Below are 25,449 nucleotides of genomic sequence, written 5' to 3'. Positions count from 1 at the left end.
CGTGACCGACGAACTCGAACGGCTCAGGGGACGGGCGGTGCTCGTCGCCGGGGCAGGGGTGTCCGGCCGCGCGACGATCCAACCCCTCACCGATCTCGGCGCCCACGTCACCGTCACCGACCGCAACGAGCGGGCACTGGCCGAGTGCGCGGCGCTCGGCGCCCGGACTGTCGACCACGACAGCCTCCTCGACGACCCCACCGCGCTGCGGGAGTTCGCCCTGGTGGTCACGAGTCCCGGATTCCCGCCCGACGCGCCGTTGCTCTCGCGTGCGGCCGGTGCGGCGATACCCATCTGGGGCGACATCGAACTGTCCTGGCGCATCGACCGCGCCGAGGTCTACGGTCCGGCCCGACGCTGGCTGGTGGTCACCGGGACGAACGGCAAGACCACCACCACCATGATGCTGCACGCGATCCTCGAGGCCGCCGGTCTCGGCAGCGTCGCGTGCGGCAACATCGGTCTTCCCGTGCTCGACGCCCTGCGCCGCGACGAGCCGCGGGCCGATGTCCTCGCCGTCGAGTTGTCGTCCTTCCAGCTGCACTGGGCGCCCTCGGTTCGGCCCGAGGCCGGTGTCGTGCTCAACATCGCCGAGGACCATCTCGACTGGCACGGCGGCATCGAGAACTACATCGAGGCCAAACTCGGTGCCCTCACCGGCGCCGTCGGGGTCATCGGTCTCGACGACCCGATCGCCGGTGGTCTCGGCGACCGTTCCCGTGCCGTCCTCACCGTGGGTTTCACCCTGGGTTATCCGCAGGAGGGTGAACTCGGGATCAGCGGAGAACTGCTCGTCGACCGGGCGTTCGCCGATTCCGCTGTACTCGCTCGCGTGGACGACGTGACGCCGCCCGGCCCCGCGGGACTGTCCGACGCCCTCGCGGCCGCCGCCCTCGCGCGGGCGATCGACGTGCCGGCCTCGGCGGTGCACGACGGCCTGCGACGGCACCGCGTCGGCCCGCACCGCGCCGCGCCGGTCGGACAGGTCGACGGCGTCGAGTACATCGACGACTCGAAGGCGACCAATCCGCACGCGGCCCGCAGTTCGCTGCTCGCCCGCGACCGCGTGGTGTGGATCGCCGGTGGTCTGCTCAAGGGCGCCCGCGTGGACGACCTGGTCGCCGAGGTGGCGCCACGACTGTCCGGAGCCGTGTTGCTCGGCCGCGATGCCGGCGAAATCGCCGAAGCGCTGGCGCGACACGCCCCGCAGGTCCCGGTCGTCGTCGTCGACACGGGCGACGATGAAGCGATGACCGATGCGACGAGCGAGACCGACACCGCTTCGGTGAACGCGACAGGCACTGCTCCGGTGCGGAGGGCCGCGGCGCCGGGCGCCGACGGTCCCGCCGCGATGCGCGTGGCGGTCCGGGAAGCGGCCGCGCTCGCCTCGCCGGGGGAGACGGTGCTGCTCGCGCCGGCCGCGGCATCGCTCGACATGTTCGCCGATTACGCGGAACGCGGCCGTAGCTTCGCGTCCGCGGTCGAGGAACTCCGCGGGGGCGGGACGCAACCGTGACCCCTCGGGCAGGAGCGACCCGAGCAGGGGCGAACACCGACGAGCCGGTGGTCGGAGTACGCGGCCGGTTCGGGGCCTGGATGGCGCGACCGCTCGCGTCGTTCCATCTCGTGGTGACGATCGCCGTCCTGCTCACCGTGCTCGGCCTCGTCATGGTGCTGTCGTCGTCGAGCGTCGGCGCGGTGGCCGCGGCGGGATCGGCCTACGGACTGTTCACCTCCCAGGTGATCTTCGCCGTCCTGGGCATGGTGATCTTCTACATCGCGCTGCAGATCCCGGTCCGGGTGATGCGACGCTTCGCCTTCCCGGCGTTCGCGTTCTCGGTCGTGCTGCTCGTGCTCGTGCTCATACCGGGCATCGGTACGGTCTCGCAGGGCACCCGGGGCTGGTTCGTCATCGCCGGTATCTCGCTGCAGCCGGCGGAGATCGCCAAGATCACGCTCGCCGTATGGGGCGCGCACCTGCTCGCGTCCCGGCGCGGCGAGAACTCGACGCTGCGCGAGATGCTCGTCCCGCTCGTCCCGGCCGCCCTGCTCGTGACCGGCCTGATCGTGCTCCAGCCCGACCTCGGCACCACCGTGTCGATCGTGATCATCGTGCTCGCCCTGCTGTGGTTCGCGGGCCTGCCGCTCAAGGTGTTCCTCGGGATCGTCGGCACGGCCGCCACACTCGCGGTGATCCTCGCTCTGACGGCCGGCTACCGCTCGCAGCGTGTGCGGGCCTTCTTCAACCCCGGCGACGACCCGCAGGGCGCCGGTTATCAGGCGCGACAGGCGAAGTTCTCCCTCGCCGACGGCGGCCTGTGGGGTCGCGGGCTCGGCCAGAGCCGCGCGAAGTGGAGCTATCTGCCCAACGCCCACAACGACTTCATCTTCGCGATCATCGGTGAGGAACTCGGCTTCCTCGGCGGAGTGGCCGTCATCGGCCTGTTCGGTCTGTTCGCCTATGTCGGACTGCGGATCGCGATGCGCTCGGCCGACCCCTTCCTGCGCCTGTTCACCGCGACTGCGACGACGTGGATCATCGGCCAGGCCTTCATCAACATCGGCTACGTCGTGGGACTGCTGCCCGTGACCGGCCTGCAGCTGCCGCTCGTGTCGGCCGGTGGCACCTCGACGGCCACCACCCTGCTGATGTTCGGTCTGATCGCCAATGCGGCCAGACACGAACCCGAAGCGATCGCGGCGCTGCACGCGGGACAGGACGGCCGGTTCGCCCGGTTGTTGCGCCTGCGCAAGCCGGAGGCCTACCGGGCCGGTCGTTCCTCGGCGGCGCGTACGGTCGCAGCACGACAGCCACGAGCACGGGCCGCGGTCCCCGAGCGCAGTGCCCGCCCCGCGGCGGGTGGTGGGGGCTCGCGCAAGCGGCAGACCCCGGCGCCGAACGAGCGGCAACGGGGAGCTGCGCAGGACCGCCGGGGATCGGCGGGCCGGACGCAACCCCGCGAGGGGACCGGCCGGGCCCGGCGCACGCAACCCGCGCGCGAACCCGCCCGGGGCCGGCAGCAGACGAACCGCACGACACGCGGATCGAACGGACGAAGCGGAGAGAGAGGGAACCGTAGGTGAGTGGGGAGAGGCCGGCACTGTCGGTGGTGGTGGCCGGAGGCGGCACGGCCGGTCATATCGAACCGGCGCTCGCGGTGGCCGACGCCGTCCGCGCACTCGTGCCCGACGCGCGGATCACCGCGCTCGGCACCGAACGGGGACTCGAGACGACGCTGGTGCCGCGCCGCGGATATCCTCTCGAACTCATCCCACCGGTGCCGCTGCCCCGCAAGCCGACGACCGACCTGCTGAAGTTGCCGGGCCGGGTCGTCTCGTCGGTGCGCCGCACCCGGCAGATCCTCGACGAGGTCGAAGCCGACGTCGTCGTCGGTTTCGGCGGGTACGTGGCGCTGCCCGCCTATCTCGCAGCCGGCGCCGGTCCGCTGCGTCGACGCCGGCGCATCCCGGTCGTCGTCCACGAGGCCAACGCCGGCGCGGGCATCGCCAACCGGATCGGTGCCCTGCGGGCCGAGCGTGTGCTCGCCGCCGTCCCGCGCTCGGGCATCGTCCGGCGTGGCGACGCGCAGATCGTGGGGATCCCGGTCCGCTCGTCGATCACCGGTCTCGACCGCGCCGGGCTGCGCGCGGAGGCACGACGGCACTTCGGTCTGCCCGACGACGTGCCCGTGCTGCTCGTGTTCGGCGGGTCGCAGGGTGCCCGCTCGCTGAACGAGGCCGTGGCCGGCGCGTCCGCGGCGCTCGCGGAGGCCGGCATCGCCGTGCTGCACGCGCACGGACCGAAGAACACCGTGGACATCCCCGCCCATCCCGGTCACGCCCGCGCCCCGTACGTCACCGTGCCCTATCTCGAACGGATGGACCTCGCGTACTCCGCCGCCGACGCGGTGGTCTGCCGGTCCGGGGCCATGACGGTCGCGGAGGTCTCGGCGGTGGGGCTGCCCGCCGTGTACGTGCCGCTCCCGCACGGGAACGGTGAACAGGAACTCAACGCCCGGCCCGTCGTCGAGGCCGGTGGTGGCAGGATCGTCGCCGACGGCGACCTGAGTTCGGACTATGTCGCCACGGAAGTGGTGTCGTTGCTCGGCGACGAGCGGAGACTCGTGGAGATGGGGCGCAGCGCCGCGGCCGCCGGTCACCGCAGTGCCGCGGACGAGATGGCTCGCATAGTGCTCGAGGTTGCCGGAGTGGAACCGAACAGGAGTGAACGATGAGTGCGCAGTTGCCCGCCGAACTCGAGCGGGTGCACATGGTCGGTATCGGCGGTGCCGGGATGTCGGGCATCGCCCGGATCCTGCTCGCCCGTGGGGGACAGGTGTCGGGTTCCGACGCGAAGGAGAGCCGCGGTGTGCTCGCGCTGCGGGCGCGCGGTGCGCAGGTCCGCATCGGCCATGCCGCCGAGGCGCTCGACCTGCTCGAGGGTGGCCCCACCGCCCTGGTCACGACGTTCGCGGCCATCCCGAAGGACAATCCCGAGCTGGTCGCCGCCCGCGAGCGGGGCATCCCGATCCTGTTGCGCCCCGCGGTCCTCGCCTCGCTGATGCGAGGGAACCGCACCTTCCTGGTCTCGGGCACCCACGGCAAGACCTCCACGACGTCGATGCTCGTCGTCGCGTTGCAGCACTGCGGCTTCGATCCGTCCTTCGCGGTCGGCGGTGAACTCAACGAATCCGGGACCAACGCGCATCACGGCAGCGGGGACGTCTTCGTCGCCGAGGCCGACGAGAGCGACGGCTCGCTGCTGCAGTACGACCCGAACACCGTGATCGTCACGAACATCGAGGCCGATCACCTCGACTACTTCGGCACGCCGGAGGCGTACACGGCGGTCTTCGACGAGTTCGTCGCCCGCATCGCGCCCGGCGGCCTGCTCGTCGTGTGCCTCGACGATCCCGGCTCGGCGGCCCTCGCCGAACGCGTCGTCGCCCTCGGCCGCGACGACCTGCGGGTGCAGGGTTACGGCACCGCCGACGTCATCGGCACGGCAGGCGACCACCGCGGCGTTCCCGTCGGGGTGCGGCTGCTCGGCTGGGAGGCCAAGGATGTCGGCGGCGTCGCCGAGTTCCACCTCGCGGGTGAGGATTCGCCGCGCACCGTGCGACTGTCCGTCCCCGGCCGGCACATGGCGCTCAACGCTCTGGCTGCGCTGCTCGCCGCGCTCGAAGCGGGAGCGCAGGTCGACGAGGCGCTGGAGGGACTCGCCGGTTTCGGCGGTGTGCACCGGCGGTTCCAGTACACCGGCCGCGAACACGGCGTGCGGGTGTTCGACGACTACGCCCACCATCCCACCGAGGTCCGCGCGGTCCTCGCGGCCGCGGCCGAACTCGTCGCCGGAGAGCCGCTGCGCTACACCGAGACCGGCACCGAACGACCCCGCGTGATCGTCGTCTTCCAGCCGCACCTCTACTCGCGCACCGAGGCGTTCGCCACCGAGTTCGGGCAGGCGCTCGACCTCGCCGACGAGGTCGTGGTGCTCGACGTCTACGGCGCCCGGGAGGAACCGATCCCCGGGGTGAGCGGTGCGCTGGTCGCGCGGGCGGTGAGCAAGCCGGTGCACTACCAGCCGAATCTGTCCGCGGTGCCCCGGCAGGTCGCGCGCCTGACCCGGCCGGGCGACGTCGTGATCACGATGGGCGCCGGTGACGTCACGATGCTGGGGCGGCAGATCCTCGACGCGCTGCACAGCAAACCGGGTCGTTTCCGTCCGGCCGGGGCGGTTCCCGAGCCCGGTGGATTCCGCGCACCCGGCGGTTCCGGACCGGAGCCGATCGGCTCGTGACGCCCGCCGCCGTCTCGTCACGCCGCCGTCGCGGGCGACCGTCACGCGAATCCCGTGAGCCCGACGAAGCCCGTGAACGCAGCACCGCCCGGCGCCCGTCCGGGCGGTCGGTGCGCCTGCGGACCGTGCTCGTCGGGGCGGCTGTCGTGGCGGTGCTCCTCGGAGGCATCGCGGTGGCCTGGTTGTCGCCGTTGCTGTCCGTGCGGGTGATCGAGGTGGACGGGATCGAGGTCGTCACCTACGACGAGGTGGTCGACGCGCTCGCGGTCGCCGAGGGCACGCCGCTGCTCCGGGTCGACACGGCCGGGGCGGCCCAGCGGGTCGCGACGATTCCGCGCGCGGCGTCGGTCCGGGTCCAGCGGGTCTATCCCTCCACCGTGCGGGTGACGGTGACCGAGCGCGAGGCGATGGTCTTCTTCGATGCACCCGACGGCACCCATTCGGTCGACATCGAGGGGGTCGACTTCGCGGTCGAGCCGCCTCCGATGTTCACTCCCCGCCTCGTCACCCCGACGCCGGGCACCGGCGATCCCGCGACCCGCGCCGCCGTGGAGGTGCTCGACAGGTTGCCGCCCGAGCTGCGCGTGCAGGTGGAGACGATCGAAGCGCCCTCCCCGTCCGACATCTCGATCGTCCTCACCGACGGGCGTGTCGTGGTGTGGGGCGGAACCGATCGTTCCGAGCGGAAGGCGGCGGTCGTCGGCCCGCTGCTGACGCAGCCGGGGGAGCGATTCGACGTGGCGAGTCCCGACCTGCCGACGGTGAGGTGAGGGATCGACGAAATTCGTCCGGCGTGTCCGGCGCGTCTACTGGCTAATCCCGGTACCCGTGCCATAGCGTTTCGGACAGTCGCGTTACTTGACATAACCTTCAAGCTGTGGTTGAGGGTTTGTCGGGGCAGCGCGCTGCGGAGCCGTCCGCCCGACCGGCGGACGTGACCGACATCGAGCCAGACCCAGACCCAGCACCACCCGGACACCATGCACCACCCGGAACTTCAGGAAGGCGAGAGCACATGACGCCCCCGCACAACTACCTCGCCGTAATCAAGGTCGTCGGTATCGGCGGTGGCGGCGTGAACGCGGTCAACCGCATGATCGAGCAGGGACTCAAGGGAGTCGAGTTCATTGCCGTCAACACCGACGCGCAGGCCCTGCTCATGTCGGATGCCGACGTCAAGCTCGACGTCGGCCGCGAACTGACCCGCGGACTCGGCGCCGGCGCAGACCCGGAGGTCGGCCGCAAGGCCGCCGAGGATCACAAGGACGAGATCGAAGAGGTGCTCAAGGGCGCCGACATGGTCTTCGTGACCGCAGGCGAGGGTGGTGGAACCGGTACCGGCGGCGCTCCCGTCGTCGCGAGCATCGCCCGCAAGCTCGGTGCGCTCACCGTCGGTGTCGTCACGCGTCCGTTCTCCTTCGAGGGCAAGCGCCGCGGCAGCCAGGCCGACACCGGCATCCAGACGCTGCGCGAGTCCTGCGACACGCTCATCGTCATCCCCAACGACCGGCTCCTCCAGCTCGGCGACGCCGCCGTCAGCCTCATGGACGCCTTCCGCTCCGCCGACGAGGTGCTCCTCAACGGTGTCCAGGGCATCACCGACCTCATCACCACCCCGGGTCTGATCAACGTCGACTTCGCCGACGTCAAGGGCGTCATGTCGGGTGCCGGCTCCGCATTGATGGGCATCGGTTCGTCGCGCGGTGAGGGTCGTGCGATCAAGGCCGCGGAGGCCGCGATCAACTCGCCGCTGCTCGAAGCGTCGATGGAAGGCGCGCGCGGTGTTCTGCTGTCGATCGCCGGCGGATCCGATCTCGGCCTGTTCGAGATCAACGAGGCCGCCTCGCTCGTGCAGGAGGCCGCGCACATCGACGCCAACATCATCTTCGGCACGGTCATCGACGACTCGCTCGGCGACGAGGTCCGCGTGACCGTCATCGCCGCCGGTTTCGAGGGCGGAACGCCCACTCGTCGTCCCGTCGAGGTGGGGCAGCAGCAGCCGGGACAGGCGCAGCAGCAGCCCCAGCAACAGCAGCAGCCGACCGGTCGGCCCGGTGCGATCGGCGTGGCGCGTGCCGGCGAACTCGGCCGTCCCGAGCGCGAGCCCGTCGAACCCACCCCGGTGCGTGAGCAGCCCCCCGTCGGCAACCAGCCGCCGGCCGGAGGCGGCAACGCACCTCGCAGTGTGGACATCGACGACGACGGTGACGACGACGTCGACGTGCCGATCTTCATGCGCCGTTGACGGCTCCGCACCGCCTGCTGCGCGCCCGCCGGGTCGTGACCACACGAGCCGGCGGGGTGTCCGCAGCTCCGTACGACAGTTTCAACCTCGCCGACCACGTCGGTGACGATCCGGCCGCAGTCGCCGCCAACCGGCGGCGGCTCGCGTCCGTCATCGGGCTGCCGCCCGAGCGGTTCGTCTGGATGGAACAGATCCACAGCCGCAACGTCACCGTGGTCGACGGGCCGGTGTCCGAACCCGTTCCTGCCACCGATGCGCTCGTCACCCGCGAGACCGGGCTCGCGCTCGTGACCCTCAGCGCCGACTGCGTGTCGATCCTGCTGTCCGACGAGGTGGCCGGGGTGATCGCCGCGGTGCACGCCGGCCGGGTGGGGGCGCGCATCGGGATCCTCCCGCGCGTGCTCGACGTCATGGTCGATCTCGGCGCCCGCCCCGATCGCATCGGCGCGCTGCTCGGACCGGCCGCGAGCGGCCGGCAGTACGAGGTGCCCGCGGCGATGAGGGCCGATGTCGAGGCACACCTGCCCGGCAGCGCGACCCGCACGAACCGCGGTACTCCCGGACTCGACCTGCGTGCCGGACTGCGCCGCCAGCTCGCCGCTCACGGCGTGACCGCCGTGGTGGAGGATCCGCGCTGCACGATCGAGGACACCTCTCTGTTCAGCCACCGGCGCTCGGCACCCACGGGTCGGTTCGCCTCGGTCGTCTGGCTCGAGGAGGCCGGCGAGGAGGGAACGGCGTGAGCGCCCCCACCTCCGAGGAGCGGCGCGACGAACTCGCCGGACGTCTCGCCGCCGTACGCGAGCGGCTCGACGCCGCGGCGCGCGCGGCCGGACGTGATCCGTCGGACGTCGCGTTGCTGACGGTCACCAAGTTCTTTCCCGCCTCCGACGCCGTGCTCCTCCACGAGCTGGGATGCGAACGCTTCGGCGAGTCCCGCGAGCAGGAGGCGGGCGCGAAGATCGCCGAGTTCCGGGAGAGCGTCACCGCGCCGGTGGAGTGGCACATGATCGGGCGGGTGCAGCGCAACAAGGCCCGTGCCGTCGCCCGCTGGGCGCACACGGTGCACTCGGTCGACAGTCTCCGTCTCGTGCAGGCCTTCGAGAAGGGGGTGCGGGCCGCCCTCGACGCCGGCGAACGCACCGCCCCGCTGCGGGCGTTGCTGCAGGTCAGCCTCGACGGCGATCGGGAGCGCGGTGGCGTGGTCGCCGAGGATCTTCCCGCCCTCGCCGAGGCGGTCGCCGCGTCCGAGGTCCTCGAACTCGGAGGCCTGATGGGGGTGCCGCCGCTCGGGTGGGAGCCCGAGCGGGCATTCGAGCAGCTGCACGACATGCACGCCCGGTTGCTGCAGGACCACCCGGCGGCGGCGGAGTTGTCCGCCGGCATGTCGGGTGACCTCGAACACGCGGTTCGATGGGGTTCGACGTGCGTGCGTGTCGGAACGGCCGTCTTGGGGTATCGACCGTTAGCCTGAATGACATCCGCCGCGCGAGGGAAAGGCGATCGATGAGCACACTCCACAAGTTCAAGGCGTACTTCGGGATGGTGCCGCTCGAGGATTACGAGGACGAGTACCTCGACGATCCGGCGAGTGGCCGCCGCGACCGTAATCGCGACTACGGCGAGGCCACCTACGGCGGCTACGCGCCGTCGCACCGCGACGAGTACGCCCCGTCGCACCGCGAGGAACCGGTTCGCGAGTTCGAGCACGACGAGTTCGACCGGTACGAGCCGGCACCGCGTCCGCGGGTCGAACCCATCACGGCCCGCAGCCCCCGTCCGGCGCCCACCCCGGCCCGCGCGGTTCCCAGCCGTGCACCACTGACGGCCGAGAGCCGGCTCGAGCGTGCCGAGCCTCGGCGTGGTGCGCTCTTCGACGAGGGAGGTCCGTTGTCCAAGATCACCACGTTGCGCCCCCGCGACTACAGCGAGGCGCGCACGATCGGTGAGCGTTTCCGCGACGGAACGCCGGTCATCATGGACCTCGTCGAGATGAGCAACGCCGACGCCAAGCGTCTCGTCGACTTCGCGGCCGGGCTCGCCTTCGCGCTGCGCGGTTCGTTCGACAAGGTGGCCACGAAGGTCTTCCTGCTCTCGCCCGCCGACATCGACGTCTCCGCCGAGGAACGTCGGCGTATCGCCGAGACCGGCTTCTACAACCAGCAGTAGTCGACGCGCGCTGCGCAGGCGTGCACACGGCACGTCCGTCGCCGCATGCCCGCCGCTGTCCCTCGAGCGTCCCGACACGCCCGGCCATGATGCAGATCACTGCAGGCCGGGCGTTTCGGTTTTGATCGACCCGTCATCGTCGGGCATTGTGGGCAGGTGGCCGTTTTCGAGGTGCTGTGGTTCCTGCTGTTCATCTTCTGGCTTCTGCTGATCGGACGGATCATCGTCGAGTTCATCAGAACCTTCGCGCGGGAGTGGAAGCCGTCCGGCTTCGTGGTCGTCGTTCTCGAGGCGATCTTCACGGTCACGGATCCGCCGGTGAAGCTGCTGCGGAGACTGATTCCGCCGCTCAATCTCGGTGGTGTACGGCTCGATCTGTCCATCATGGTCTTGCTGTTCATCGTGTATTTCCTCATGGCATTCCTGCCCAGGGGCGGCGCAGCATGATGCCTGTGTCCGACGTCGTGTCGGGCCGTCCCGGAGCTGCCGTGTGCCACAATGGAGTGCCATATACAGTGGGTTTTGATACGCGTAACGCACTGTCGATTACTCAGAACGCCTGCTTGACCGCTTACTCGACGCGTGAAGGGATCCTTCCATGCCGCTGACACCAGCTGATGTGCACAATGTCGCGTTCAGCAAGCCTCCGATCGGGAAGCGTGGTTACAACGAGGACGAGGTCGACGCCTTCCTCGATCTCGTCGAGCAGGAGTTGACGAACCTCATCGAGGAGAACGCCGACCTGCGTCAGCGGGTCGCCGAACTCGACCAGGAGCTCGCCGAGGCCAAGAAGGCGCCGCGCAGCGCGTCGTCGTCCGCGCCGGCGGCCCCGTCCAAACCCGAACCCGCACGTGTCGTGGAGACACCCAAGCCGGAACCCGCTCCGGCGCCGGCTCCGGCACCCGCCCCGGTCGCCGCGGCACCGTCGAGCGGCGACGCGAGCATGCAGGCCGCCAAGGTCCTCGGACTCGCGCAGGAGATGGCCGACCGCCTCACCGGCGACGCCAAGGCCGAGGCCGAGGAGCTCGTGCGCAACGCCCGGACCAACTCCGAGCAGCTCGTCTCCGACGCCCGCACCCGCAGCGAGGCGATGATCGCCGACGCGCGGCAGAAGTCCGACGCGATGCTCGCCGATGCGCGCACCCGCTCGGAGACCCAGCTGCGTCAGGCCAAGGAGAAGGCCGATGCGCTGCAGGCCGACGCGGAGAAGAAGCACACCGAGATCATGGCCACGATCAACCAGCAGCGTTCGGTGCTGGAGGAGCGCATCGAGCGGCTCAAGACGTTCGAGCGCGAATACCGGGTGCGCCTGAAGTCCTACCTGGAGTCGCAGCTCGAAGAGCTCGAGCAGCGCGGTTCCGCCGTTCCGGTGGACGGTGGACAGGAAGTGTTCAACCAGTCCAACTCGTCGTCGTCGTTCGGATCGTCGTCCTTCGCGAAGGGCAACAGCTGACCGACGGTCTCTCCGGCTGGTGCTGTACGGCCTGGTGCTGTACCTCGGTAGAGGAGGAGCGTCGTGCTCGTCGTCACGCTGGTACTCGCAGCTGTCGGATTCGGTCTTCTCGTGATCGCGTTGATGACCGGTTCGGTGCTCTGGGCATGGGGTTGTATCGCGGTGTGCGTCGTGGGAGCGGTGCTCCTGCTGGCGAGCGCACTCGGCGGACGGAGTTCGGCCGAAGGTGAGTGGGCCGATCCCCGTTCCGTCGGGCAGGCCGGCACCTCGGGCGGACGTCCCGGTCGACGCGCACCGCGCCGGCGTCCCGGCGACCGGAATTCGTCGGATCGCTGAAGCGTCCTACAATATGCATCACCGAGCGTGAAGCTCGATCCCGCGATCGCGGGCGGCGTCGATCCGGCCATCACCGGGGAGCCTCCGGAAGAACGGCGACCTTGCCGGTCGCCCAGTAGAACCGGACGGGTGGGCCCGTCACAGCCCGAACGAGTGGCCGTCCCTCGGGACGTGCAAGCGGGGTGGTACCGCGGTGGCCGTGCACGCGTACGGCGATCGTCCCCGTGCCGAGACGTATCCAGGCACGGAGGAGCCACGCTGTGACCGAGAACCACGCTGCACCGGATCCCACCGCAGCAACCGCCGGCAGTACTGCCGGATATCCGCGCGTCGACTACGACCTGCCGCGCGATTCGGGTGTCGACTTCCCGGCGCTCGAGGAGCGTGTGCTCGCACAGTGGGCCTCCGACGGCACCTTCGAGGCCTCGCTGCGCAACCGCGACGGCGCCGACGAGTTCGTCTTCTACGACGGCCCGCCCTTCGCGAACGGCCTCCCGCACTACGGGCACCTGCTCACCGGCTACGTCAAGGACGTCGTCCCGCGCTTCCAGACCATGCTCGGCAAGAAGGTCGACCGCCGTTTCGGCTGGGACTGCCACGGCCTGCCCGCCGAGCTCGAGGCGGAGAAGCAGCTCGGCATCAAGGACAAGTCCGAGATCGACTCGATGGGACTGGCCGAGTTCAACGCCTACTGCAAGCAGTCGGTGCTGCGCTACACCGGTGAGTGGCGCGACTACGTCACCCGTCAGGCCCGCTGGGTCGACTTCGACAACGATTACAAGACCCTCGACCTCGACTTCATGGAGTCGGTCATGTGGGCGTTCAAGTCGCTGTACGAGAAGGGCCTGATCTACCAGGGCTTCCGCGTGCTGCCCTACAGCTGGTACGAGCAGACGCCGCTGTCGAACCAGGAGACCCGCCTCGACGACGCCTACAAGATGCGTCAGGACCCGGCGGTCACCGTCGACATGGTGCTGCGCGCACCCGGCTCCGAACTCGACGGCGCGTGCGCGCTCATCTGGACCACCACGCCCTGGACCCTGCCGTCCAACCTCGCGATCGCGGTGCACCCCGAGATCGAGTACGTCGCCGTGCGCGGCGCCGACGACAAGACCTACGTGCTCGCGCAGGACCGTCTCGGCCACTACGCCCGCGAACTCGGCGAGGAGCCCGAGGTGCTCGGCCGTTACCGCGGCACCGACCTCGTCGGCCTCGCCTACGAGCCGCCGTTCGACTTCTTCACCGGCCGTGAGAACGCGCACCGGGTGATCGCCGCCGATTACGTCACCACCGAGTCCGGTACCGGAATCGTCCACCTCGCACCGGCTTTCGGTGAAGAGGACATGGAGTACTGCCAGCGCAACGGCATCGAGCTCGTGCAGCCGCTCGATCCGGGCGGCAAGTTCACCTCGATGGTGCCGCCCTACGAGGGCCTGCAGGTCTTCGACGCCAACCCGGTCATCATCAAGGACCTCAAGGCCGCCGGAAAGCTGTTGCGGCACGAGACCATCGAACACTCCTACCCGCACTCGTGGCGGTCGGGTCAGCCGCTGATCTACATGGCGGTGCCGTCGTGGTTCGTCGCCGTCACCCGTTTCCGCGACCGCATGGTCGAGCTCAACCAGCAGATCACGTGGGTGCCCGAACACATCCGCGACGGTCAGTTCGGCAAGTGGCTCGAAGGCGCCCGCGACTGGAACATCAGCCGTAACCGCTACTGGGGCAGCCCGATCCCGGTGTGGGTCTCGGACGATCCGGAGTACCCGCGCGTCGACGTCTACGGTTCGCTCGACGAACTCGAACGCGACTTCGGTGTGCGGCCCACCGACCTGCACCGGCCGATGATCGACGAACTGACCCGGCCGAATCCCGACGACCCGACCGGGAAGTCGACCATGCGTCGCGTCCCCGAGGTCCTCGACTGCTGGTTCGAGTCCGGCTCGATGCCGTTCGCCCAGGTGCACTATCCCTTCGAGAACCGCGACTGGTTCGACACCCACTACCCGGGCGACTTCATCGTCGAGTACAACGGCCAGACCCGCGGCTGGTTCTACACGCTGCACGTCCTGGCCACCGCGCTGTTCGACCGTCCCGCCTTCAAATGCGTTGCCGCCCACGGCATCGTCCTCGGCGACGACGGCCTGAAGATGAGCAAGTCGAAGGGCAACTACCCCGACGTCAACGAGGTCTTCGCCCGCGACGGCTCCGACGCGATGCGCTGGTTCCTCATGTCCTCGCCGATCCTGCGCGGCGGCAACCTCGTCGTCACCGAGCAGGGCATCCGCGAGGGCGTGCGGCAGGCGCTGCTGCCGTTGTGGAACGCATGGAGCTTCCTGCAGCTGTACGCGTCGAAGCCGGGCACCTGGCGGACCGATTCGACGAACGTGCTCGACCGGTACATCCTCGCCAAGCTCGCGCAGACCCGCGACGTCATCACCGAGGCACTCGAGACCGTCGACATCGCCGGGGCGTGCGACGAGCTGCGCACCTTCTGCGACGCGCTGACCAACTGGTACGTGCGCCGCTCCCGGAACCGGTTCTGGGACGAGGACACCGACGCGATCGACACCCTCCACACGGTGCTCGAGGTCGTCACGCGCCTGGCCGCGCCGTTGCTGCCGATGGCCTCCGAGGTGATCTGGCGGGGTCTGACCGGTGGCCGGTCGGTGCACCTGGCGGACTGGCCTGCGGCCGACGACCTGCCCTCGGATCCCGCGCTCGTCGCGGCGATGGACGAGGTGCGCGGTGTGTGCTCGACCGTGCTGTCGCTGCGCAAGGCCCAGAAGCTGCGCGTGCGGCTGCCGCTGCCCGAGGTGACGGTCGCGACGCCGGGTTCGTCGCATCTCGATCCGTTCGTCGACCTCATCAAGGACGAGGTCAACGTCAAGCGGGTCGTGACCACCGACGACGTCGAGGCCCACGGCCGGTTCGAGGTGGTCGTCAACGCGCGTGCCGCCGGTCCGCGTCTGGGCAAGGACGTGCAGAAGGTCATCAAGGCCGTCAAGGCGGGCGACTGGACGCAGGCGGAGGACGGCACGGTCACCGCGGCCGGCATCGCCCTGCTGCCCGAGGAGTACACCAGCCGTCTCGTCGCGGCCGAGCCGGAATCCACCGCCGCGCTGCCGGGTGGCAACGGCCTGGTGGTCCTCGACACGGCCGTCACCGAGGAACTCGAGGCCGAGGGTTGGGCCAAGGACCGCATCCGCGAGTTCCAGGACGCGCGCCGCAACCTCGGCCTGGAGGTCTCCGACCGCATCTCGGTGCGGTTCGAGGTTCCCGCCGAACGCGCCGAATGGGCTGCCCGCCACCGGGATCTGATCGCCGGCGAGATCCTCGCCACGACCTTCGAACTCGGTGCTCCCGAGGGCGAGGCGATCGAACTCGGCGAAGGAACCCGCGCGTCCATCGTCAAGGCGTGACCGGGCCGGTGCTTCCGGAAGGGCCGAGTGCCCTTCCGGAAGCACCGACCTGCGGCCTCCCACCGGACGTGTGGGTGCGGCGCACTAGTCTCGACACGTGCCCGCTTCCGTGAGTCGGCGCTGGGTGTTGCACCTAGATCTCGATGCGTTCTTCGCGTCCGCCGAGCAGTTGACCCGGCCGACCCTGCGGGGCCGGCCGGTCCTCGTCGGTGGGCTCGGTGCCCGCGGGGTGGTGGCCGGCGCGAGCTACGAGGCCCGCGTCTACGGTGCGCGCTCGGCCATGCCGATGAGCCGCGCACGCCGCCTCGTCGGACCGGCGGCGGTCATGCTGCCTCCGCGCGGAATCCTGTACCGCGAACTGAGCGGACTCGTCTTCGACACCCTGCGCGCCCGGATCCCGATCCTCGAGACCCTCTCGCTCGACGAGGCGTTCGCCGAACCTCTCGAACTGGCCGGCGCCGACGCCGACGAGGTCGAACGCTTCTGTTCGGAGCTACGCGAACACGTCAGGGAGAAAACAGGTCTCGTCGCCTCCATCGGAGCCGGATCGGGTAAGCAGATCGCGAAGATCGGATCCGGTCTCGCGAAACCGGACGGGTTGCTCGTCGTCCGGCCCGAAGGCGAACTTCCGCTCCTGCACAGCCTGCCGGTGCGCAAGCTGTGGGGGATCGGTCCGGTGGCCGAGGACCGGTTGCGGCGACTCGGTATCGAGACCATCGGAGATCTCGCGGCGCTGCCCGTCGCCGAGGCGGCGTCGATCCTCGGCGGCACCATCGGGCCGGGACTGCACCGGCTCGCCAACGGATTCGACGACCGGCCCGTCGCCGAACGCGCCGAGGCGAAACAGGTCAGCGCCGAGACCACCTTCCCCACGGACATCGTCGCGATGCCCGGACTGCGACGGGCGATCGCCGCGTCCGCGACCGCCGCGCACACGCGCCTGCGCAAGGACGGGCGTGCCGCCCGCACGGTGGTGCTCAAGCTGCGTAAGGCCGACATGTCGGTGCTCACCCGGTCGTCGACCCTGCCCTACGCCACCGAGGACGTGCAGGTGCTCACCGCCGCCGCCCAGCGCCTCGCGCTCGATCCCCTCGAGATCGGTCCCGTCCGGCTCGTCGGGGTGGGCTATGCGGGTCTGTCCGCGATCGCGCAGGACACCCTGTTCCCCGAACTGGACCGGACGACGACCGAGGAGACCGGGCCGGCCGAGGAGGACGACGAGGAGCGCGTCGCGGCGAGCGGACCGGCCACGCGGTGGACGCCGGGCGCCGACGTCTGCCATCCGGAATTCGGGCACGGATGGGTGCAGGGTGCGGGGCACGGTGTGGTCACCGTCCGCTTCGAGACACGCAGCACGGGTCCGGGACCAGCGCGGACGCTCGACGAGAACGATCCCGACCTCACTGTCGCCGATCCGCTCGCGAGCCTGAACTGAAACATGTTCCCGGCGCCCTCATGGTCTTCTTACTACCGCCGGGTACTCTTGCGGGCGATCCGCTGCCGGATGACCGAGCACGACGAACACATCGTGCACGACCGAACGAGAAGGACGAGAAGTTGAAGCTTCGCAAGATCACCGTCGCCACCGTGGCGCTCGCCGCCGCCCTCACGATGTCCGCCTGCAGCTCGGACGACGGCGGTAGCTCCTCCGAGACGACCGCGAAGACCAGCACGACCACGACCGCCGCGGCCCCGGCCGTCGACTACCCGCCGGTGCCGACCGTCGAGGAGCTCAACGCCGATCTCGCGCGCGCCTTCGACCTGAGCGTCCCGGCCGCCGAGAAGACCGACCTGGTCCAGGGCGCCGAGGAGGATCCGGAGCTGATCAACATGGTCGCCCAGGCGGCCAACGACGCCGGTGTGCAGGTCAACGTCGTCGACGTGACCGACAACGAGAACGGCACGATCACCGCCGGTGTCGAGATGGCGCTCGCGGGCAGCGACCAGCCGTCCTTCGGCACGGTCGACTTCGTCGCCGAGGACGGCACCTGGAAGGTGTCGAAGGACTACGCGTGCTCCATCGTCATCAACATGGCGCAGCTGCAGTCCCCGGCCTGCGCGTGATGTAGTACTCGTCCCGAACGACCCGACGGCCGGCGCGGAATGTCCGCGCCGGCCGTCGGCGTTCGTCGGTCCGTCTCCCGGACTACTGCTCCGGGGTGTTCCAGCCCACCCGGTCGACCTGCGACTGCGACAGGCGTGTTCCGCCGTCCGGCTCGACGTAGGTCTGATCGCCCCGCACCGTCAGTTCTCCGCCGACGGGCAGGGGGAGCGACGCGTCGATCGTCATCGACCCCTCACCGGCCATCGTGTACTGCTCGATGTCGAGACGGCCCTGCCCGTTCGGCAGCACCCAGGTGGACTCGCGCGGTGTCTGTTCGACCCTCACGTCGACCGTGATGCGGTCGTCGTCCCGCTCGACGAGCGTCGCCGTCCCGACCTGGTCGAGGGTGATCCCCGCGCTCATCACCTGCTGGTGGATCTCCCACACGGCGCCGACACCGACGGCTTCCTCCGGGAACGAGACGATGCGGTAGACGGCCTGGTAGAACGCCTGCTCGATCGCCGACCGTGCGATGTTCGCCGCATCGGGAGCGGGCTCGAGGCGCAGCGCACTGATCGCGCCGGTCGGCCCGATCGTCAGTCCGGCTCCGGAACCCTCTGCATCGGCCAGCGCGGAGCCGAGCGTCTCGTCCGGCGACGTGGCCGATCCGACGGTGATGTCGACCACGGTGCTCGGATTCTCGTCGGAGACCGCCTGCTCGACCGTCGCCGAGAGCGGAAGGGTCAGCTCGGGAGTGGAGAAGTCCTGCTGCGGGTCGTCGCCGACGCGCTGGAAGACCTCGGACCGGGTGGTGAGGACGACGCCCTGCTGCATTCCCGCCTCGGGTGCGAGCCGCACCACCGATCGGGGTTCGGCGCCGGGGTCGAGCACCGTCGTGGTCACTGCCGACACCGGCACCGTCACCTCCGTCGATGTCGCCGCCGTGACGGCGGGCGCGCCGTCCGAAGGACCACCGCAACCGGCGACGAGAGCGGAGAGGGACAGCACAGCCGCGAGGGCACATGGCCCCGAGCGGGGGAATCTGGACAGCGCAGGCACGCCACCCAGGGTAGCCACGGCGGGTGGGGGAACCGCCGCGGTCGTCCGGTAGGGGATGATGGAGCGGTGACGAACGAAGCTTCCCGACCCGACCGCGACGCGGAGACGCCGGTTCCCGGTCGTGCCGACGAGCCGTCCCCGTCCATCGGCCGGCGCATGCTGCGGCCGCTGCTGCTCGTGGCGCTCGTCGTCTACGTCGCGGATCTGGTGACGAAGGTGCTCGCCGTCCACTACATCGACCCCGCCGACCCGATCTCGATCGTCGGCGACACGGTCACCCTGACACTCGTCCGTAATCCCGGTGCCGCGTTCTCCATGGCCACGGGCATGACCTGGCTGCTCACGCTGGTCGCGATCGCCGTCGTCGTCGGTGTCGTGAAGATCGGCCGGACCCTGAGATCGGGATGGTGGGCACTCGGCCTCGCCCTCGTCCTCGGGGGAGCGCTCGGCAATCTCACCGACCGTCTGTTCCGCTCGCCCGGACCGCTGCAGGGCCACGTCGTCGACTTCGTGTCGGTCGGATGGTGGCCGGTGTTCAACGTCGCCGACTCGGCCATCGTGTGCGGAGCGATCCTGCTCGTGGCCCTGACCGTCTTCGGCGTCGAACCCGACGGTGGTGCCTCGAAGGGCCGGGGCGCAGCGCCGGATGCGGACGAAACGAGAAAGGAATCACACCAGTGAGGGAAACCCGCGCGATGCCCGTACCCGACGGGCTCGACGGGATGCGTGTCGATGCAGGCCTCGCGCGCCTGCTCGGTCTGTCCCGGACCGTGGTCGCCACGCTCACCGAGGAGGGCGCCGTCGTGGTCGACGGCGCGGCGGTGGGCAAGTCCGACCGACTGTCCGCCGGCTCCTGGCTCGAGGTGGAACTGCCCGAGCCGCCCCGCCCCCTGACCATCGAGGCCCAGCCCGTCGAGGGCATGGAGATCCTCTACGCCGACGACGACATCGTCGCGGTCGACAAGCCCGTGGGTGTCGCCGCCCACGCGAGCGTCGGCTGGACCGGACCGACGGTGATCGGCGGCCTCGCCGCCGCCGGCTACCGGATCTCCACGTCCGGCGCCCACGAACGCCAGGGCATCGTGCATCGGCTCGACGTGGGCACCTCCGGCGTCATGGTGGTCGCGACGTCCGAACGTGCCTACACCGTCCTCAAGCGCGCGTTCAAGGAACGCACGGTCGAGAAGCGGTACCACGCGCTCGTCCAGGGGCATCCCGATCCGAGCAGCGGCACCATCGACGCCCCGATCGGCCGCCATCGCAGCAGCGACTGGAAGTTCACGGTCACCGCAGACGGCAAGCCCAGCGTGACGCACTACGACACGATCGAGGCGTTCCAGGCCGCGAGCCTGCTCGACATCCATCTCGAGACCGGTCGCACCCATCAGATCCGGGTGCACTTCTCGGCGTTGCGTCATCCCTGCTGCGGCGACCTCACCTACGGAGCCGACCCGCGTCTCGCGGCGCGTCTCGGTCTCGAGCGGCAGTGGCTGCACGCGTGCACCCTCGGGTTCTCGCACCCCACGCGTGGGCACTGGGTCGAGATCACCAGCAAGTACCCGCCGGATCTCGAACACGCGCTCGCCGTGTTGCGCAACGCCTGACCGATGGGACGCGTCCTGCCCTGGGCGGCGGTCGTCGTTCTCGTGGTCGCCGTGCTCGTCGCCGGGTGGACCTCACCGCCGCGGCCGACCCCGGTCGGCAGCGACACCCTCGGTCCCGACAACGGGGAAGTGGTCGCCGACTATCTGGCACGGGCCGCGGACAGCCTGGCCGAGGCCGAGGCGGACGGAGACCTCGAACACTGGGGACTGGTGTCGTTCACCGACACCGTCGGCATCGACCGGGTCGTCGAACTCACCGACGAGGTGCGCGTGGCGCAGGTGCTCCTCCGTGTGCCGATCGACCGCGTCCAGACACCATTGGTGCCGGTCGCGGTGCCGGAGAACGCGGAGGCGGTGCGTCGTGCCCCCTCGGTCGCCGCGGGCCGGCTGAGCCTGGTGGAGTTCGGGACCGAACGCGCCGCACGGGTCGGGGCGGTCTCCGCGCAAAGTCTTGCCGACGGCTGCGACTGTGTCGTCGCGGCGGTGCTCCGTGGCACTCCCGCACAGTTCCGGGCCGTCGCCGACGCGCCGGACGTGCGGGCCGTGGAGGTCCTGCCCGCCGACGCGATCGCCGGACGCTTCGCGGTGACCCCGTTGCTGCCCACCCACGTCGAGACGGTCGTGCCCGGACCGGACGACGGGGAGGTGTGAAGGCGCGGTGCGATCCCGTCCCGAAACGGCGGTGTCTCGAACAGCGGTGTCTCGAAACGACGGTGTCTCGAAACGACAGCGCAACGGCGGCGCCGTAGGGTGAGCCGGTGAGCGACTCGGGGCAACAGGGCGACTCGGGGGAACGGAACGACTCGGGGCAGCGGAACATCGTGCGCACGGGGGTGCTGTGCGGTCTGGGCGCCTACGGATTGTGGGGACTGTTCCCCGCCTACTTCGGTCTGCTCGAACCCGCCGGCGCCGTCGAGATCCTCGCGCACCGCGTGCTGTGGACCCTCGTGCTCATGCTGATCGTGCTCGGCGTCATGGGACGCCTGGGCACCCTGCGCGGCCTGTCCGCCCGCACCTGGGGCCTGGTCGCCGCGGCGTCCACCGCGATCGCGGTCAACTGGGGCGTCTACATCTACGGCGTCGTCTCGGGCCGGGTCGTGGAGACCGCGCTCGGCTACTTCATCAACCCGCTCGTCAGCGTGGTGTTCGGTGTCCTGTTCTTCCGGGAACGACTGCGGCCGGCGCAGATCGCGGCGCTGGTGCTCGCGGTGTGCGCGGTGGTGGTCATCACCGTCGACTACGGCCGACCGCCGATCATCGCCCTGACCCTGGCGCTGTCGTTCGCGTCCTACGGGGTGATCAAGAAGATCGTGCCGCTCGATCCGCGCACCTCCCTCACAGGGGAGGGGATCGTCGCGGCCCCGTTCGCGCTCGGGTACGTGATCTTCCTCGCGGTGACCGGCACCGGCACCTTCCTCGGGCACGGCATCGATCACACCGCCCTGCTCGTGTCGGCGGGCCTGGTGACCGCCGTACCGCTGCTGCTCTTCGGCGCGGCCGCACAGCGGGTCCCGCTCGCGACACTCGGCATGCTGCAGTACCTCACGCCGAGCCTGCAGATGACGTGGGGTGTGGTGGTGCTCGGAGAGGACATGCCCGCCTCGCGGTGGATCGGTTTCGTCCTGATCTGGATCGCACTGGCGGTCTACAGCACGGACGCGCTCGTGCGGGCCCGTCGTCAGCGTGCCGTGGTCACCGCGGAGCCTCGCGCGGCTTAGACTCGTCTCTGCCCACAGACATCCCGGGAGAGGCACGCGTGGCTGACTCGTTCGTTCATCTGCACACCCACACCGAGTACTCGATGCTCGACGGTGCCGCGAAGGTCGGACCGTTGTTCAAGGAGGCCGAACGGCTGGGGATGCCGGCCGTGGGCATGACCGACCACGGAAACATGTACGGCGCCAGCGAGTTCTACAACGTCGCCAAGAAGTTCGGCATCAAGCCGATCATCGGTATCGAGGCGTACGTCGCGCCGGAGTCGCGCTTCTCCACCAAGCGTGTGCAGTGGGGCGATCCCGGCCAGAAGTCCGACGACGTCTCCGGCTCGGGTGCCTACACCCACATGACGATGGTCGCCGAGAACTCGACGGGTCTGCGGAACCTGTTCAAGCTGTCCTCGCTCGCGTCGATCGAGGGTCAGCTCGGCAAGTGGGCCCGTATGGACGAAGAGCTCATCGCCCACCACCACGAGGGCATCATCGCCACGACCGGCTGCCCGTCGGGCGAGATCCAGACGCGCCTGCGCCTCGGCCACGAACGCGAAGCGCTCGAGGCCGCCGCGAAGTGGCAGGAGATCTGGGGCAAGGACAACTTCTTCCTCGAGCTGATGGACCACGGCCTGTCTATCGAGCGCCGGGTGCGTGAGGGCCTGATCGAGATCGGCCGCAAGCTCGACATCCCGCCGCTGGTGACCAACGACTGCCACTACGTCACCAAGGATGCGGCCGCGAACCACGAGGCGCTGCTGTGCATCCAGACCGGTAAGACCCTCTCCGACCCCACCCGCTTCAAGTTCGACGGCGACGGCTACTACCTCAAGTCGGCGCAGGAGATGCGCGAGCAGTGGGACCGCGAGGTGCCGGGTGCGTGCGACAACACGCTGCTCATCGCCGAGCGCGTGCAGTCCTACGAGGACGTGTGGACCCACCGCGACCGCATGCCGGTCTTCCCGGTGCCGGAAGGGGAGACGCAGGCGAGCTGGCTGCACAAGGAGGTCATGCGCGGCCTCGACCGGCGCTTCCCCGCCGGCCCGCCCCGCGAGTACGTCGAGCGCGCCGAGTACGAGATCAGCGTCATCAACCAGATGGGCTTCCCCGCCTACTTCCTCGTCGTCGGCGACCTCATCAACCACGCCCGCGAGGTCGGAATCCGCGTCGGCCCCGGCCGTGGTTCGGCCGCCGGTTCGCTCGTCGCCTACGCGATGGGCATCACCAACATCGACCCGATCCCGCACGGTCTGCTGTTCGAGCGGTTCCTCAACCCCGAGCGCGTGTCGATGCCCGATATCGATATCGACTTCGACGATCGCCGCCGCGGTGAGATGGTGCGCTACGCCACCGAGCGGTGGGGCAACGACAAGGTCGCCCAGGTCATCACGTTCGGCACCATCAAGACGAAGGCCGCGATCAAGGACTCCGCGCGAGTGCAGTTCGGCCAGCCCGGATTCGCGATCGCCGACCAGATCACCAAGGCCCTGCCGCCGCCGATCATGGCGAAGGACATCCCGGTCTCGGGTATCACCGACCCGAGCCACGAGCGCTACAAGGAAGCCGCCGAGGTCCGCCAGCTGATCGAGTCCAATCCGGACATCAAGAAGATCTACGACACCGCCCTCGGACTCGAGGGCCTGATTCGCAACGCCGGCGTCCACGCCTGCGCGGTGATCATGTCGTCCGAGCCGCTCATGGACGCGATCCCGCTGTGGAAGCGCGCGCAGGACGGCGCGATCATCACCGGCTGGGACTATCCGTCCTGCGAGGCCATCGGCCTGCTGAAGATGGACTTCCTCGGTCTGCGCAACCTCACCGTCATCGGCGACGCGATCGAGAACATCAAGGTCAACCGCGGGATCGATCTCGACCTCGACACCCTCCCGCTGGAGGATCCGGCGACCTACGAACTGCTCGCGCGCGGTGACACGCTCGGCGTGTTCCAGCTCGACGGCAGCGCCATGCGCGACCTGCTGCGCCGCATGCAGCCCACCGGCTTCGAGGACATCGTCGCCGTGCTCGCGCTGTACCGCCCCGGCCCGATGGGCATGAACGCGCACAACGACTACGCCGACCGCAAGAACGGGCGGCAAGAGGTCAAGCCGATCCACCCCGAGCTCGAGGAACCGCTCGAGGAGATCCTCGCCGACACCTACGGCCTGATCGTCTACCAGGAGCAGATCATGCAGATCGCTCAGAAGGTGGCCGGTTACTCGCTCGGACAGGCAGACCTGCTGCGTCGCGCGATGGGTAAGAAGAAGAAGGAGATCCTCGACGAGGCCTACGACGGCTTCGCGCAGGGCATGAAGGACAACGGCTTCTCGCAGGCGGCGATCACCGCGCTGTGGGACACCGTTCTTCCCTTCGCCGGTTACGCGTTCAACAAGTCGCACGCCGCCGGCTACGGTCTCGTCTCGTTCTGGACCGCCTACCTCAAGGCGAACTACCCGGCCGAGTACATGGCCGGTCTGCTCACCTCTGTCGGCGACGACAAGGACAAGGCCGCGGTCTACCTGTCCGACTGCCGCAAGATGGGCATCACGGTGCTGCCGCCGGACGTCAACGAGTCGCACACCAACTTCATGTCGGTGGGTGAGGACATCCGGTTCGGCCTCGGCGCCGTCCGCAACGTCGGCACGAACGTGGTCGCCTCGATCATCAAGGGACGCGAGGAGAAGGGTCGCTACACCGACTTCTCCGACTACCTCAACAAGATCGACACCGTCGCGTGTTCGAAGAAGGTCACCGAATCCCTCATCAAGGCAGGCGCATTCGACTCGCTCGGGCACCCGCGCAAGGGATTGATGCTCGTCCACGCCGACGCGATCGACGCGGTGATGAGCACGAAGAAGGCCGAGGCGATCGGCCAGTTCGACCTGTTCGGCGGCGACGACGCCGACGAATCCGTCGCCGCGGTGTTCAACGTCCGCATCCCCGAGGAGGAATGGGACACCAAGCACCGCCTCGCCCTCGAACGGGAGATGCTCGGCCTGTACGTCTCCGGGCACCCGCTCAACGGCGTCGAGCACGTCCTCGCGTCCCAGGCCGACACCCAGATCCCCGCGATCCTCGAAGGCGCGCTCAAGGACGGCAGCCAGGTCACCGTCGGCGGCATCCTCGCCTCGGTGAACCGGCGCATCAACAAGAACGGTCTCGCCTGGGCGTCCGCGCAGCTCGAGGACCTCACCGGTGGCATCGAGGTGCTGTTCTTCCCGCAGTCCTACGCCGTCTACGGCATGGACGTCGTGGAGGACTCGGTGGTGCTGGTCAAGGCCCGGGTGTCGATCCGCGACGACCGGATCTCCCTGATCGCCAACGATCTCGCCGTCCCCGACCTGTCGCAGATCGGGGTCGCGAAGCCGGTCTCGGTGTCGATGCCCACCCGGTTGTGCACCCCCGACAAGGTCGGTGCCCTCAAGAACGTGCTCACGCGCCATCCCGGTTCGTCCGACGTGCACGTGCGGCTCATCACCGGCAGCAAGGTCACCGTCCTCAAGCTCGACGACAGCCTGCGGGTCGAAGCGTCGTCGGCGCTCATGGGCGACCTCAAGGCCCTGCTCGGGCCGGGCTGCCTGGCCACCTAGCGGTCCGCCGCGCGGCGCGAGCCCTTC

General features: G+C 69.6%; 21 protein-coding genes. 20 read left to right on the top strand and 1 reads right to left on the bottom strand.

The annotated features are described in order from the left end of the window. The first annotated feature begins 1 nt into the window (after position 1). The 15 genes from murD (at position 2) to LPH33_RS14860 (ending at position 17,486) form a co-directional block, all read left to right on the top strand. Positions 2–1,516: a UDP-N-acetylmuramoyl-L-alanine--D-glutamate ligase gene (gene murD, locus LPH33_RS14930; protein WP_229565041.1), complete on the top strand. Its 1,515-nt coding sequence runs from the start codon at positions 2–4 to the stop codon at positions 1,514–1,516. 80 nt (positions 1,517–1,596) lie between these two features. After that, entirely contained in the window at positions 1,597–3,084 is a 1,488-nt protein-coding gene (gene ftsW, locus LPH33_RS14925) for a putative lipid II flippase FtsW (protein ID WP_160875898.1), read from the top strand. Then, positions 3,081–4,235, top strand: a complete 1,155-nt coding sequence (gene murG / locus LPH33_RS14920; protein ID WP_016693807.1) for an undecaprenyldiphospho-muramoylpentapeptide beta-N-acetylglucosaminyltransferase — start codon at positions 3,081–3,083, stop codon at positions 4,233–4,235. The genes ftsW and murG overlap by 4 nt, the downstream gene beginning before the upstream one ends. Continuing rightward, positions 4,232–5,800 (top strand): UDP-N-acetylmuramate--L-alanine ligase, encoded by a 1,569-nt coding sequence (murC, locus tag LPH33_RS14915; RefSeq protein ID WP_160875764.1) that lies wholly within the window; start codon positions 4,232–4,234, stop codon positions 5,798–5,800. Before murG ends, murC begins: the two co-directional genes overlap by 4 nt. Further along, positions 5,797–6,570 carry a cell division protein FtsQ/DivIB gene (locus LPH33_RS14910; RefSeq protein ID WP_419957092.1) on the top strand — a complete coding sequence of 258 codons (774 nt, stop codon included), beginning with the start codon at positions 5,797–5,799 and terminating at the stop codon, positions 6,568–6,570. Before murC ends, LPH33_RS14910 begins: the two co-directional genes overlap by 4 nt. Positions 6,571–6,815: 245 nt before the next feature. Then, a complete protein-coding gene (gene ftsZ / locus LPH33_RS14905; RefSeq protein WP_160875766.1) occupies positions 6,816–8,045 on the top strand; it encodes a cell division protein FtsZ in 1,230 nt (409 codons plus the stop codon). Then, complete coding sequence (pgeF, locus tag LPH33_RS14900) at positions 8,042–8,788, top strand: peptidoglycan editing factor PgeF (RefSeq protein ID WP_229565040.1); 747 nt, start codon at positions 8,042–8,044, stop codon at positions 8,786–8,788. The genes ftsZ and pgeF overlap by 4 nt, the downstream gene beginning before the upstream one ends. Next, positions 8,785–9,519: a YggS family pyridoxal phosphate-dependent enzyme gene (locus tag LPH33_RS14895; protein WP_229565039.1), complete on the top strand. Its 735-nt coding sequence runs from the start codon at positions 8,785–8,787 to the stop codon at positions 9,517–9,519. The genes pgeF and LPH33_RS14895 overlap by 4 nt, the downstream gene beginning before the upstream one ends. A 32-nt stretch (positions 9,520–9,551) precedes the next feature. Continuing rightward, entirely contained in the window at positions 9,552–10,214 is a 663-nt protein-coding gene (locus LPH33_RS14890) for a cell division protein SepF (protein ID WP_160875770.1), read from the top strand. Positions 10,215–10,370: 156 nt separating this feature from the next. Next, positions 10,371–10,661 carry a YggT family protein gene (locus LPH33_RS14885; RefSeq protein WP_006554132.1) on the top strand — a complete coding sequence of 97 codons (291 nt, stop codon included), beginning with the start codon at positions 10,371–10,373 and terminating at the stop codon, positions 10,659–10,661. 151 nt (positions 10,662–10,812) lie between these two features. Then, entirely contained in the window at positions 10,813–11,667 is an 855-nt protein-coding gene (locus LPH33_RS14880; protein WP_016691808.1) for a DivIVA domain-containing protein, read from the top strand. Between the two features lie 63 nt (positions 11,668–11,730). Further along, a complete protein-coding gene (locus LPH33_RS14875; RefSeq protein ID WP_088898463.1) occupies positions 11,731–12,003 on the top strand; it encodes a hypothetical protein in 273 nt (90 codons plus the stop codon). Between the two features lie 260 nt (positions 12,004–12,263). Next, on the top strand, positions 12,264–15,422 hold the full coding sequence (gene ileS, locus LPH33_RS14870; RefSeq protein ID WP_160875772.1) for an isoleucine--tRNA ligase: 3,159 nt from the start codon (positions 12,264–12,266) through the stop codon (positions 15,420–15,422). A gap of 124 nt (positions 15,423–15,546) precedes the next feature. After that, the gene (locus LPH33_RS14865) at positions 15,547–16,857 is read left to right on the top strand and encodes a DNA polymerase IV (RefSeq protein WP_160875902.1); all 1,311 of its coding nucleotides are present in this window, start codon (positions 15,547–15,549) and stop codon (positions 16,855–16,857) included. A 122-nt stretch (positions 16,858–16,979) separates the two neighbouring features. Then, positions 16,980–17,486, top strand: coding sequence for a hypothetical protein (locus LPH33_RS14860; protein ID WP_006554127.1), 507 nt, complete (start codon positions 16,980–16,982; stop codon positions 17,484–17,486). A gap of 82 nt (positions 17,487–17,568) precedes the next feature. Here LPH33_RS14860 and LPH33_RS14855 read toward each other — a convergent pair whose 3' ends face one another. Then, positions 17,569–18,525, bottom strand: a complete 957-nt coding sequence (locus tag LPH33_RS14855) for a hypothetical protein (RefSeq protein WP_229565038.1) — start codon at positions 18,523–18,525, stop codon at positions 17,569–17,571. A 66-nt stretch (positions 18,526–18,591) separates the two neighbouring features. Between LPH33_RS14855 and lspA the strand changes: the two genes are divergently transcribed. From lspA to dnaE, 5 genes are all read left to right on the top strand, one after another. Then, complete coding sequence (gene lspA / locus LPH33_RS14850; protein ID WP_016691813.1) at positions 18,592–19,206, top strand: signal peptidase II; 615 nt, start codon at positions 18,592–18,594, stop codon at positions 19,204–19,206. A 14-nt stretch (positions 19,207–19,220) separates the two neighbouring features. Further along, positions 19,221–20,129 (top strand): RluA family pseudouridine synthase, encoded by a 909-nt coding sequence (locus LPH33_RS14845; protein WP_016691814.1) that lies wholly within the window; start codon positions 19,221–19,223, stop codon positions 20,127–20,129. A 3-nt stretch (positions 20,130–20,132) separates the two neighbouring features. Further along, entirely contained in the window at positions 20,133–20,780 is a 648-nt protein-coding gene (locus tag LPH33_RS14840) for a hypothetical protein (protein ID WP_160875774.1), read from the top strand. 167 nt (positions 20,781–20,947) lie between these two features. Beyond that, entirely contained in the window at positions 20,948–21,847 is a 900-nt protein-coding gene (gene rarD / locus LPH33_RS14835) for an EamA family transporter RarD (RefSeq protein WP_026061060.1), read from the top strand. Between the two features lie 38 nt (positions 21,848–21,885). After that, positions 21,886–25,422, top strand: coding sequence for a DNA polymerase III subunit alpha (dnaE, locus tag LPH33_RS14830; RefSeq protein WP_229565037.1), 3,537 nt, complete (start codon positions 21,886–21,888; stop codon positions 25,420–25,422). Positions 25,423–25,449: the final 27 nt, after the last annotated feature.

It is taken from the genome of Rhodococcus sp. RDE2 (assembly GCF_020885655.1).
Lineage (GTDB): Bacteria > Actinomycetota > Actinomycetes > Mycobacteriales > Mycobacteriaceae > Rhodococcus > Rhodococcus pyridinivorans.
This window is presented reverse-complemented; position numbering and strand designations above follow the sequence as displayed.

Excerpts from the sequence above, each read along its gene's own strand:
- ftsW (WP_160875898.1), top strand. The coding sequence starts at position 1,597 with ATGGCGCGACCGCTCGCGTCGTTCCATCTCGTGGTGACGATCGCCGTC.
- murC (WP_160875764.1), top strand. The coding sequence starts at position 4,232 with ATGAGTGCGCAGTTGCCCGCCGAACTCGAGCGGGTGCACATGGTCGGT.
- ftsZ (WP_160875766.1), top strand. The coding sequence starts at position 6,816 with ATGACGCCCCCGCACAACTACCTCGCCGTAATCAAGGTCGTCGGTATC.
- LPH33_RS14890 (WP_160875770.1), top strand. The coding sequence starts at position 9,552 with ATGAGCACACTCCACAAGTTCAAGGCGTACTTCGGGATGGTGCCGCTC.
- LPH33_RS14880 (WP_016691808.1), top strand. The coding sequence starts at position 10,813 with ATGCCGCTGACACCAGCTGATGTGCACAATGTCGCGTTCAGCAAGCCT.
- LPH33_RS14845 (WP_016691814.1), top strand. The coding sequence starts at position 19,221 with ATGCCCGTACCCGACGGGCTCGACGGGATGCGTGTCGATGCAGGCCTC.
- LPH33_RS14840 (WP_160875774.1), top strand. The coding sequence starts at position 20,133 with ATGGGACGCGTCCTGCCCTGGGCGGCGGTCGTCGTTCTCGTGGTCGCC.